This is a genomic window from Parasulfuritortus cantonensis (genome assembly GCF_004337445.1).
In the GTDB taxonomy this organism is placed as follows: domain Bacteria; phylum Pseudomonadota; class Gammaproteobacteria; order Burkholderiales; family Thiobacillaceae; genus Parasulfuritortus; species Parasulfuritortus cantonensis.
Genome location: NZ_SJZB01000009.1, coordinates 21,629 through 31,660, shown reverse-complemented (window position 1 = coordinate 31,660; position 10,032 = coordinate 21,629). Strand labels below are relative to the sequence as shown.

Below are 10,032 nucleotides of genomic sequence, written 5' to 3'. Positions count from 1 at the left end.
GGGCGATCGCCAGACAGTTGGCGACGATGCCGGAACCGCCGTAGCTCATCAGCGGCAGGGTCAGGCCCTTGGTCGGCAGGAGGCCGAGGTTGACGCCCATGTTGATGAAGCCCTGCACCGCCATCCAGATGCCCACGCCCTGGGCCACCAGGGCCTGGAAATTGCGGCCCATGAGGGCGGCCTGCCAGCCGATCGAGAAGGCGCGCCAGACCAGCCAGGCGAACAGGCCGATGACCACGACGACGCCGGCGAAACCGAGTTCCTCGCCGATCACCGCGAGCAGGAAGTCGGTGTAGGCCTCGGGCAGGTAGAACAGCTTCTCGACGCTGTCGCCCAGGCCGACCCCGGTCCACTCGCCGCGGCCGAAGGCGATCAAGGCGTGCGACAGCTGGTAGCCGGCGCCGTAGGGGTCCTTCCAGGGGTCGAGATAGCCGAGCACGCGCTCGCGCCGGTAGTCCGAGGTGACGATCATGAGCACGAAGCTGATCGCCAGCATGGTGGTCAGGCCGAGGAACAGACGGGCGTTGAAGCCGCCCAGGAAGATGATGCCCAGGGCGATGGCGACGATCACGACGAAGGCGCCGAAGTCGGGTTCCAGCAGGAGCAGGAAGCCGACCATCGCCATGACCAGGAACATGGGCAGGAAGCCCTGGCGCAGGTCGTGCATCATGGCCGCCTTGCGCACCGTGTAGTCGGCGGCATAGACGATGGTGAACAGCTTGACGAACTCGGACGGCTGGAAATTGCCGATCGGACCGAGCGGGATCCAGCGCCGGCTGCCGTACACCACCTTGCCGACCCCGGGGATCAACACCAGGAGGAGCAGCAGGACGCCGACCGCGAACAGCCACGGCGCGGTCTTCTGCCACAGGTTGGAGGGCAATTGGAAGACGCCGTAGGCGATCGCCAGGCCGGCGACCAGGTAGGTGCCGTGGCGGACCATGTAGTAGGCCGGCTGGTGGCTCGCGCTGCGCGCCTCGGCGATGGCGGTGGAGGCCGAGTACACCATCACCAGGCCGAGGCCGAGCAGGGCCAGGACGGTCCACAGCAGCGGCCAGTCGTAGGGGGCCATGGCGGTCCGGCGGAGGGCGGCGTTATGGAACACGCGGCGGCTCCGGCAGGGCGCGTACGGCGGCGATGAACACCTCGGCGCGGTGGGCGTAGTTGCGGAACATGTCCCAGCTCGCGCAGGCCGGCGAAAGCACGACGGCGTCCCCGGGCTGCGACAGGGCGTAGGCCCGGGCGACCGCCTCCGGCATCGTCTCGGCCCGGTAGACCGGGCAGGCGCCGGCGATGGCGGCCTCGACCAGGGGGCCGTCGCGGCCGATCTGGACCACGGCGCGGGTGTTCGCCACGGCGTCGCGCAGGGGCGTGAAATCCTGGCCCTTGCCGTCGCCGCCGGCGATCAGCACCACCGGCACGGTGAAGCCCTTGAGGGCGGCGGCGGTGGCACCCACGTTGGTGCCCTTGGAATCGTCGTAGAAGCGGCGACCGGCGACCTCGGCGACGAACTCGACCCGGTGCGCCAGGCCCTTGAAGGTCGGCAGGGCGGCCAGCATGGCGGCGTCCGTCAGGCCGACCGCCCGGCACAGGGCCAGGGCGGCCAGGGCATTGGCGGCATTGTGCAGGCCGGTAATGGGCAGCGCGTCGACCGGGAACAGACATTCCCCGCCCCGGGCCAGCCAACGGCGGCCATCCTGGCTGACGATGCCCCATTCGGTCGCGCCCGCGCCGGCCGCCAGGCCGAAGGTCTCGATCTCGGCCCCGGGCCGCGCCATGGCCATGACCAGGGGGTCGTCGCGGTTGAGGACCTGCAGGCCGGCGCTGAACACGCGCGCCTTGGCGGCCGCGTAGTCGGCCAGGCTGGCGTAGCGGTCCATGTGGTCCTCGGAGATGTTGAGCACCGTGGCGGCGGTCGGACGCAGGCTGGCGGTGGTCTCGAGCTGGAAGCTGGACAGCTCCAGGACCCAGACGTCGGGGGCACGGCCGGCGCGCGCGGCGAGGGCATCGAGGACCGGCAGGCCGATGTTGCCGGCCACCACGGTGTCCAGGCCGGCCGCGGCGCAGAGATGGCCGGCCAGGCTGGTGACGGTGCTCTTGCCGTTGGCGCCGGTGATGGCGATGACCTTGGCCGGGCTGCCGGCGACGGCGCGGGCGAACAGTTCGACGTCGCCGGCGACGTCCTTGCCGGCCGCCAGGGCGGCCTGAATTTCCGGCGTCGCCAGGGCCACGCCGGGACTGACCACGATGAGGTCGGCCCAGGCGAAATCGGCCGCGTCGAAGCCGCCCACGGTCAGCTTGACGTCGGGGTGGGCCGCGGCGACGCGGCCGGCGTGCGGCGGTGCCGCCCGGCTGTCGGTGGCGCGCACCTCGGCGCCCTCGGCGCGCAGCCAGGCGACGCAGGCGGCGCCGGTGTCGCCCAGGCCGACGACCAGGGCCTTCTTGCCGGAGGGAGTGTAGGACGTCGTCATCGCATCACCGCAGCTTCAGGGAAGCGAGGCCGATGAGGACCAGGATCATCGAGATGATCCAGAACCGGACCACCACCTGGGTTTCCTTCCAGCCCTTCTTCTCGTAGTGGTGGTGGATCGGCGCCATCAGGAAGACGCGCTTGCCGCGCAGCTTGTAGGAGCCGACCTGGAGCATCACCGAGACGGTCTCGGCGACGAACACGCCGCCCATGATGAAGAGGACGATCTCCTGGCGCACGATCACCGCGACCACGCCCAGGGCCGCACCCAGCGCCAAGGCGCCGACGTCGCCCATGAACACCTCGGCCGGATAGGCGTTGAACCACAGGAAGGCGAGGCCGGCGCCGACCATGGCCGAGCAGAACACCACCAACTCGCCGGCGCCCGGGATGAACGGCAGGCCCAGGTACTTGGAGAACACGGCGTGGCCGGCCACGTAGGAGAACACGGCCAGGGCGCCGGCCACCATCACGGTGGGCAGGATGGCGAGGCCGTCGGCGCCGTCGGTCAGGTTGACCGCGTTGCTCGAACCGACGATCACGAAATAGGTCAGGACCACGAAGCCGACCACGCCCAGGGGCATGACGACATGCTTGAAGAAGGGCACGATCAGCTCGGTCTGGGCCGGCAAGTGGGCGGACCAGGCCAGCCAGGCGGCGACCACCAGGGCGATCGCCGACTGCCAGAAGTACTTCCAGCGCGAGGCCAGGCCCTTGGGGTTCTTGCGCACCACCTTGAGCCAGTCGTCGGCCCAGCCGATGGCGCCGAAGCCGAGCAGCGAGATCAGGGCGATCCAGACGTAGCGGTTGGCGAGGTCGGCCCAGAGCAGGGTGGTGAAGGCGATCGCCGACAGGATCAGGGCGCCGCCCATGGTCGGCGTGCCGGCCTTGACCAGGTGGGTCTGGGGACCGTCGTCGCGGACCGGCTGGCCGACCTTCAGTTCGGCCAGCTTGCGGATCATGCGCGGCCCGACGATGAACGAGATCACCAGGGCGGTCAGGGCCGCCAGGACGGCGCGCAGCGTGATGTAGCCGAACACGTTGAACGCCCGGATGTCGTGGCCGAGCCACTGGGCGAGCATCAGGAGCATACGTGCCCCTCCACGAATGAATTCACCACCCGTTCCATCTTCATGAAACGGGAACCCTTGACCAGGACCACGGTGTCGGGGCCGAGCGCGTTTTCGATCTCGGCCAGCAGTTCCTCGATGCGTTCGAAGTGCATCGCCCCGGCGCCGAAGGTTCTGGCCGCCTCGGCCGCCAGCTCGCCCAGGCAGAGCAGGCGGTCGATGCCGGCCTGCTTGGCGGCGACGCCGATCTCGCGGTGCAGTTCGAGGGCGCTGGGGCCGAGCTCGCCCATGTCGCCGAGCACCAGGATGCGCAGGCCGCGGCGCGCCGCCAGGACGGCGATGGCGGCGGTGACGGAATCCGGGTTGGCGTTGTAGGTGTCGTCGATCAGCTGGGCGCCGAGGATGCAGGGGTGCGCCTGCAGGCGGCCCTTGACGCCGGCGAAGACCGCCAGGCCGCGGGCGATGTCCGCCGGCGGCACGCCGAGCACCCAGGCCGCCGCCGCCGCCGCGACCGCGTTGCGGACGTTGTGCAGGCCGGGCACGTTGAGCTCGGCGGGGAAAGCACCGGCCGGCGTGTGCAGGGTCAGCTCGGCACCGTGCTCGTGCAGCCGGTAGTCGGCCCGCACGTCGCCGGCGTGCACCCCGAAGGTCACCACCCGGCACTCGCCGGCCATGGCCCGCCAGAGCCCGGCGTGGGGGTCGTCGGCACAGACCAGGGCGACGCCGTCGGGCCGCAGGCCGTTGTAGACCTCGCCCTTGGCGTGGGCCACCGCCTCCACGGTGCCCAGGCCTTCCAGGTGGGCGCGCAGGGCGTTGTTGACCAGGGCGACGTCGGGACTGGCCAGGCGGCTCAGGTAATCGAGTTCGCCGGGATGGTTCATGCCCATCTCAAGGACCCCGTAGCGATGCTCGGGGGTGAGCCTGAGCAGGGTCAGCGGCATGCCGATCTCGTTGTTGAAGTTGCCCCGGGTCGCCAGCACGGCGGCCTCGCCGGCATGGCCGCGCAGGATGCCGGCGAGCATCTCCTTGACCGTGGTCTTGCCGTTGCTGCCGGTCACCGCCAGGATGCGCGCCGGCATCCGGCCGCGATGCCAGGCGGCCAGGCGGCCGAGGCCCTCGCGGGTGTCGCGCACGACGATGGCCGGGGAAACGTCGAGGCCGGCCGAGGCCTCCACCATGACCGCCGCGGCGCCCTGTTCGAGCACCTTGGCGGCGTAGTGGTGGCCGTCGTGGCGGCCGCCGCGCAGGGCCACGAACAGGGCCCCCGGCGGCAGTTCCCGGCTGTCGGTCGACACCGTGGTGAATTCCACGTCCGGCCCGACCGCCGACGCTTGCAGGGCGGACGCGGCTTCATGCAGACGCATGGACTTGCTCCTCGAGTAGCTGTTGCGCCACGGCGACGTCGGAGAACGGCCGCCGTTCGCCCTGGACTTCCTGGTAATCCTCGTGGCCCTTGCCGGCGACCAGGACGACGTCGTCGGGCCCGGCCAGGGCGATGGCCTCGGCGATGGCCTGGCCGCGGTCCGGCTCGACCCGCTCGGCGCCCGACATGCCGGCGCGGATCTCGGCCACGATGGCGGCCGGGTCCTCGTTGCGCGGGTTGTCGCTGGTGACGATGGCGAGGTCGGCCAAACGCGCCGCGACCTCGCCCATGAGCGGACGCTTGCCGCGGTCGCGGCCGCCGCCGCAGCCGAATACGCAGAGCAGGCGGCCGGCGGTCAACGGCCGCAGGGTGGCGAGGGCCTTTTCCAGGGCATCCGGGGTGTGCGCGTAGTCGACCACCAGGGTCGGCGTGCCGGCCGGCCCGGCGACCCGTTGCATGCGCCCGGGCGCCGGCCGGACCTGGCCGAGCACGGCCAGCGCCGCCTCCAGGTCGACGCCGCTGGCGAGCAGGGCGGCCAGGCAGGCGAGCAGGTTGTCGGCGTTGAAGCGGCCCATCAGGGCGGCGCGCAGCTCGCCGCCGCCCCACGGCGTGGCCACGTTCATGGCGAGGCCGTCGGCGGACAGGCGCAGGTCGCTGCCGCGCACCTCGCCGGCGCCGAAGCCGTAGCCCAGGCGCTCGACCGGCCGGCCGGCCAGGTCGGCGTACAGGCGCCGGCCCAGCTCGTCCTCCTGGTTGAGCACGGCCCAGCCCAGGCCCGGCCAGTCGAACAGGCGGGCCTTGGCGTGGGCGTAGCTGGCCATGTCGCCGTGGTAGTCGAGGTGGTCGCGCGACAGGTTGGTCAGCACGGCGACGTCGAAGGCCACGCCGGCCACGCGGCCCTGGTCGAGGGCGTGCGAGGAGACCTCCATGGCGACCCCGGCGGCGCCGGCGTCCCGGTAGCCGGCCAGCAGGCCCTGCAGGGAGACCGCGTCGGGGGTGGTGTGGCTGGCGCCGGCGAGGGCATCGGGGAAGCCGTTGCCCAGGGTGCCGATGACTGCGGTGCGGCGGCCCAGGCGGCCCAGGCAATCGGCCAGCCAGTGGCTGCACGAGGTCTTGCCGTTGGTGCCGGTGATGCCGACCATCCAGAGCGTTTCCGAGGGGCGTTGCCACCACTCTCCGGCCAGCCCGGCGGCGATGCCGGCCAGGCCGGCGACCGGCCAGTTGGCCACCTCGTATTGGGCCGGCCAGGCATACCCCTCGGCCTCCCAGACGATGCCGGCGGCCCCGGCGGCGAGCGCGGCCGGGATGTGGGCGCGGCCGTCGTGGACGGCGCCCGGCATGGCCAGGAAGACGTCGCCGGGACGCACCTTGCGGCTGTCGGCGGTCAGCCCGGCGGCACCCGGCAGGCGGGCGCGCAGTTCGGCGGCCAGAACGGCGGCGGCGCTCATGTCGCCTCCCCCACCACGCTGCTCGGCGCCGGGATGTCTTCCAGGGGCGCATCCGGGGCGATGGCCATGAAGCGCAGCGCGCCGGCCATGACCTTGCTGAACACCGGCGCGGCGACCTGGCCGCCGTAGTATTCCCGGCCGGCCGGCTCGTCGATCATGACCGCCACCACCAGGCGCGGATCGGACACCGGCGCCAGGCCGACGAACGAGGCGATGTACTTGTTGGCGGCGTAGCCGCCCTTCTGGGCCTTGTGCGCGGTTCCGGTCTTGCCGGCCACGCGGTAGCCCATGACCCGGGCCTGGGGCGCGGTGCCGCCCTCGTGGGTGACCGCCTCCATCATCTCGCGCAGGGTACGTGCGGTGTGCGCCTGCATGACCCGGACGCCGACCGCGGCGTCGGGATGCTTGAGCATGGTGATCCGGGGCAGGACGCCGTCGTCGGCGAAGGCGCAGTAGGCGCGCGCCAGTTGCAGCAGGCTGACCGAGAGGCCGTGGCCATAGGCCATGGTGGCCTTCTCGATCGGGCGCCAGGTCTCGTAGGGGCGCAGGCGGCCGCCGGCCTCGCCCGGGAAGCCGGACCCCGGCGGCGTGCCGAAGCCGGCCCGGTTGAGCATCGCCCAGAAGTCCTCGGACTTCATGTCCAGGGCGATCTTGGCGGCGGCGACGTTGCTCGACACCTTGATGGTCTCGGCGATGTCGATGACGCCCTTGGCGTGCACGTCGCTGATCCGCTTCTCCCCGACCATGAACCAGCCCGGCCCGGTGTCGATGCGCGTCTCCGGGGTCACCACGCCGGCCTCCAGGGCGGCCGCGATGACGAACGGCTTCATGGTCGAGCCGGGCTCGTAGGTGTCGGTGACGGCACGGTTGCGACCGCTGTCGCGGGTCATCGTTGCGCGGTTGTTGGGGTTGTAGGTGGGCACGTTGACCAGCGCCAGGACCTCGCCGGTGCGGGCGTCCAGCACCACCACGGCGGCCGCGCGGGCGTGGAATTCGTTCACCGCGGCGGCCAGTTCGCGGTAGGCCAGGTACTGCAGTTGGAGGTTGATGCTCAGGGTCAGGTCCTGGCCGTGCTTGGGGGCGCGCACCTGGTCGAGGACCTCGATGACGTTGCCCAGGCGGTCGCGCACCACCCGCTTGGCGCCCGGCTCGCCGGCCAGCCAGGACTGGTAGGCGTATTCGAGGCCCTCCAGGCCGCGGTCGTCGACCCCGGTGACGCCCAGCACCTGGCCCATGACCTCGCCGGCCGGGTAGTAGCGGCGGAACTCCGGCGTGCCGTGGACGCCCTTGACGGCGAGCGCGAGGGCGGCGTCGGCGACCTCGGGCGGCAACTGGCGCTTGAGGTAGACGAAGGTCTTGGCCTTGTCGGCGAACAGGTGGCGGAGCTCGTCGGGCTCCGCGCCCAGCCGGCTGGCCAGGGCCTGGATCTGCTTCGGGCTGGCGTCGGCCTCGCTCGGGTTGAGCCAGATCGACTCGACCGGCGTGCTGATCGCCAGGGGATCGCCGCGCCGGTCGGTGATCATGCCGCGGTGGGCGGGGATCTCGAGGACGCGCTGGACGCGGATCTCGCCCTGCTTGTTCAAGAAGTCGTTCTGCCAGCCCTGCAGGTAGGCGGCGCGCACGCTCAGGGTGGCGAAGCCGCCGAACACCAGCGTCATCACCAGACGCATGCGCCAGCGTTGCAGGTCGCGCGGGAGCAAGCCCTTGCGGCTCATCGCGCGGCCTCCGGCGCGGCCTGGGCATCGGCGCGGACGACTTCGATGTGCTTCAGGTCGGGTACCGACATCTGCAACTGGCCGCGGGCGATCTGCTCGATCCGGGCGTGCATGGCCCAGGTGCTCTGCTCGAGTTGCAGGCGGCCCCATTCGATGTCCAACTCGCGGCCCTGGCGCTCCTGGGACTGGAGTTCCACAAACAACTTGCGCGCCTGATGGCGCGCAGTGACGACGGCGAGGGCGCAGACGGCCAGGACGATCGCCAGGGGCAAGGTCAGCTTGAACATACCCCCTCCCTCGCACCCACGCGGGTCCGTTCCGCCACCCTCAGGACGGCGCTGCGGGCACGCGGGTTGCGCGCCACCTCGGCGGCCGACGGCCGGATCGCCCGGCCCACCAGACGCAGGCGGCCCTGGTCCGCCGTGCTGCCGGTGACCGGAATCTCGGGCGGCAGTTCCTCGCCCCGGCTCTCGTCGCGCATGAAGCGCTTGACCAGGCGGTCCTCCAGGGAATGGAAGCTGATCACCGCCAGGCGGCCGCCCGGGCGCAGCATGTCGAGCGCATCCGGCAGCGCGTCGGCAATTTCCTCAAGCTCGCGGTTAACGTGAATCCGGATAGCCTGAAAGGTGCGCGTGGCCGGATCCTGGCCGCGCTCGCGGGTGCGTACCGCACCGGCGACGATTTCCGCCAGTCGGCGGGTCGTGGTGATCGGTTCGAGCGCGCGCGCCGCGACAATCGCCTTTGCAACCGACTTAGCAAACCGCTCTTCGCCATAGTCCCTCACTACCCGGGCGATCTCCTCCTCGGGCGCCCCGTTGAGCCATTCCGCCGCGCTCATGCCGCGCGTCGTGTCCATGCGCATGTCCAGCGCCGCCTGGTGGCGGAAGCTGAAACCGCGTTCCGCGCTGTCGATCTGCGGGCTCGACACGCCGAGATCGAACAGGATGCCGTCCGCCGCCGCCACGCCGTGCGCGCGCGCCACCTCGGCCAACTGGCTGAAAGGGGCATGGGCGAGCGTGAAGCGGGCGTCGTCCCAGCCGCGCCCGACCGCCACCGCCTCGGGGTCGCGGTCGAATGCCAGCAACCGGCCGGCCGCGCCCAGGCGCGCCAGGATCGCCCGGCTGTGGCCGCCGCGCCCGAAGGTGGCGTCCACGTAGGTGCCGTCCGGCTTGACCTCGAGCGCCGCCACGGCTTCCTCGAGCAGAACGGTGACGTGCGTCCCGGCCACCGGCTCCTGGTTCGCCCCGGTCACAGCGAGAAGCCCTTGAGGCCGTCCGGCGCCTCGCCGCGGCGCATCGCCTCGTCGAGTTGCGCCGGCAATTCCGTGACCGCGTCGCACTGGGCCTGCCAGGCCGCCTCGTTCCAGATCTCGAACTTGTTGCCCTGGCCGATCAGCACCACCTCGCGTTCGAGGTGGGCGCGTTCGCGCAACAGGGCGGGCAGCAGGATGCGGCCGGCATTGTCCATGTCCAGGTCGGTTGCCGAACCCACCAGGAGGCGCTGCATGCGCCGGGCGAGCGGATCGAAGCTGGGCAGGGCGTTGAGTTTCCGTTCGATGGGTTCCCATTCCGGGAAGGGATAGAGCAGCAGGCAGGAACTCGGGTCGAGCGTGAGGACGAGCCGACCTTCGCAACGCTGCATCAGCATGTCACGGTATTTGGTCGGTATCGCCAGGCGGCCTTTGCCGTCCAGCGCGATTGGCGTCGCACCTCTAAACATCGCAGTCCCCGGGGGTAAGCATCTCCACTTAACCCCACTTTCCTCCACAAACTCCCACCTGCGCCCACTATAGAGAAGCGGCAGCCGCGGAGTCAAGGACAGAATCTCGTTATTTTTTTAATGACAACAATGACTTACGAGGAGATCACGAGGCACTATGCAATCGAAATTAACGCCCTACGGAGCGTACTTAAAGTTGTTTATGAAGAACAGCCCGGAAACGGGGAAAGAACCGGGTTCTCGACCG

Annotated in this window: 9 protein-coding genes; all 9 read right to left on the bottom strand. The window is 70.9% G+C overall.

The window, feature by feature from the left end; all coding sequences use genetic code 11:
* A partial coding sequence (gene ftsW, locus EZJ19_RS01875; protein WP_131444612.1) for a putative lipid II flippase FtsW occupies positions 1-1,072 on the bottom strand: 1,072 nt, incomplete at its 3' end.
* A 22-nt stretch (positions 1,073-1,094) separates the two neighbouring features.
* Complete coding sequence (murD, locus tag EZJ19_RS01870; RefSeq protein WP_131444608.1) at positions 1,095-2,471, bottom strand: UDP-N-acetylmuramoyl-L-alanine--D-glutamate ligase; 1,377 nt, start codon at positions 2,469-2,471, stop codon at positions 1,095-1,097.
* Between the two features lie 4 nt (positions 2,472-2,475).
* Positions 2,476-3,561, bottom strand: coding sequence for a phospho-N-acetylmuramoyl-pentapeptide-transferase (gene mraY, locus EZJ19_RS01865; protein WP_131444607.1), 1,086 nt, complete (start codon positions 3,559-3,561; stop codon positions 2,476-2,478).
* Positions 3,552-4,904 carry a UDP-N-acetylmuramoyl-tripeptide--D-alanyl-D-alanine ligase gene (locus EZJ19_RS01860; protein ID WP_131444606.1) on the bottom strand — a complete coding sequence of 451 codons (1,353 nt, stop codon included), beginning with the start codon at positions 4,902-4,904 and terminating at the stop codon, positions 3,552-3,554. Before EZJ19_RS01860 ends, mraY begins: the two co-directional genes overlap by 10 nt.
* A complete protein-coding gene (locus tag EZJ19_RS01855; RefSeq protein ID WP_131444605.1) occupies positions 4,891-6,351 on the bottom strand; it encodes a UDP-N-acetylmuramoyl-L-alanyl-D-glutamate--2,6-diaminopimelate ligase in 1,461 nt (486 codons plus the stop codon). The genes EZJ19_RS01860 and EZJ19_RS01855 overlap by 14 nt, the downstream gene beginning before the upstream one ends.
* Positions 6,348-8,066 carry a peptidoglycan D,D-transpeptidase FtsI family protein gene (locus EZJ19_RS01850; RefSeq protein WP_131444604.1) on the bottom strand — a complete coding sequence of 573 codons (1,719 nt, stop codon included), beginning with the start codon at positions 8,064-8,066 and terminating at the stop codon, positions 6,348-6,350. The genes EZJ19_RS01855 and EZJ19_RS01850 overlap by 4 nt, the downstream gene beginning before the upstream one ends.
* Positions 8,063-8,353 carry a cell division protein FtsL gene (gene ftsL / locus EZJ19_RS01845; protein WP_131444603.1) on the bottom strand — a complete coding sequence of 97 codons (291 nt, stop codon included), beginning with the start codon at positions 8,351-8,353 and terminating at the stop codon, positions 8,063-8,065. The genes EZJ19_RS01850 and ftsL overlap by 4 nt, the downstream gene beginning before the upstream one ends.
* Positions 8,341-9,318, bottom strand: a complete 978-nt coding sequence (gene rsmH / locus EZJ19_RS01840) for a 16S rRNA (cytosine(1402)-N(4))-methyltransferase RsmH (RefSeq protein WP_240754613.1) — start codon at positions 9,316-9,318, stop codon at positions 8,341-8,343. Before rsmH ends, ftsL begins: the two co-directional genes overlap by 13 nt.
* Positions 9,315-9,785: a division/cell wall cluster transcriptional repressor MraZ gene (mraZ, locus tag EZJ19_RS01835; RefSeq protein ID WP_131444602.1), complete on the bottom strand. Its 471-nt coding sequence runs from the start codon at positions 9,783-9,785 to the stop codon at positions 9,315-9,317. Before mraZ ends, rsmH begins: the two co-directional genes overlap by 4 nt.
* Positions 9,786-10,032 lie beyond the last annotated feature (247 nt).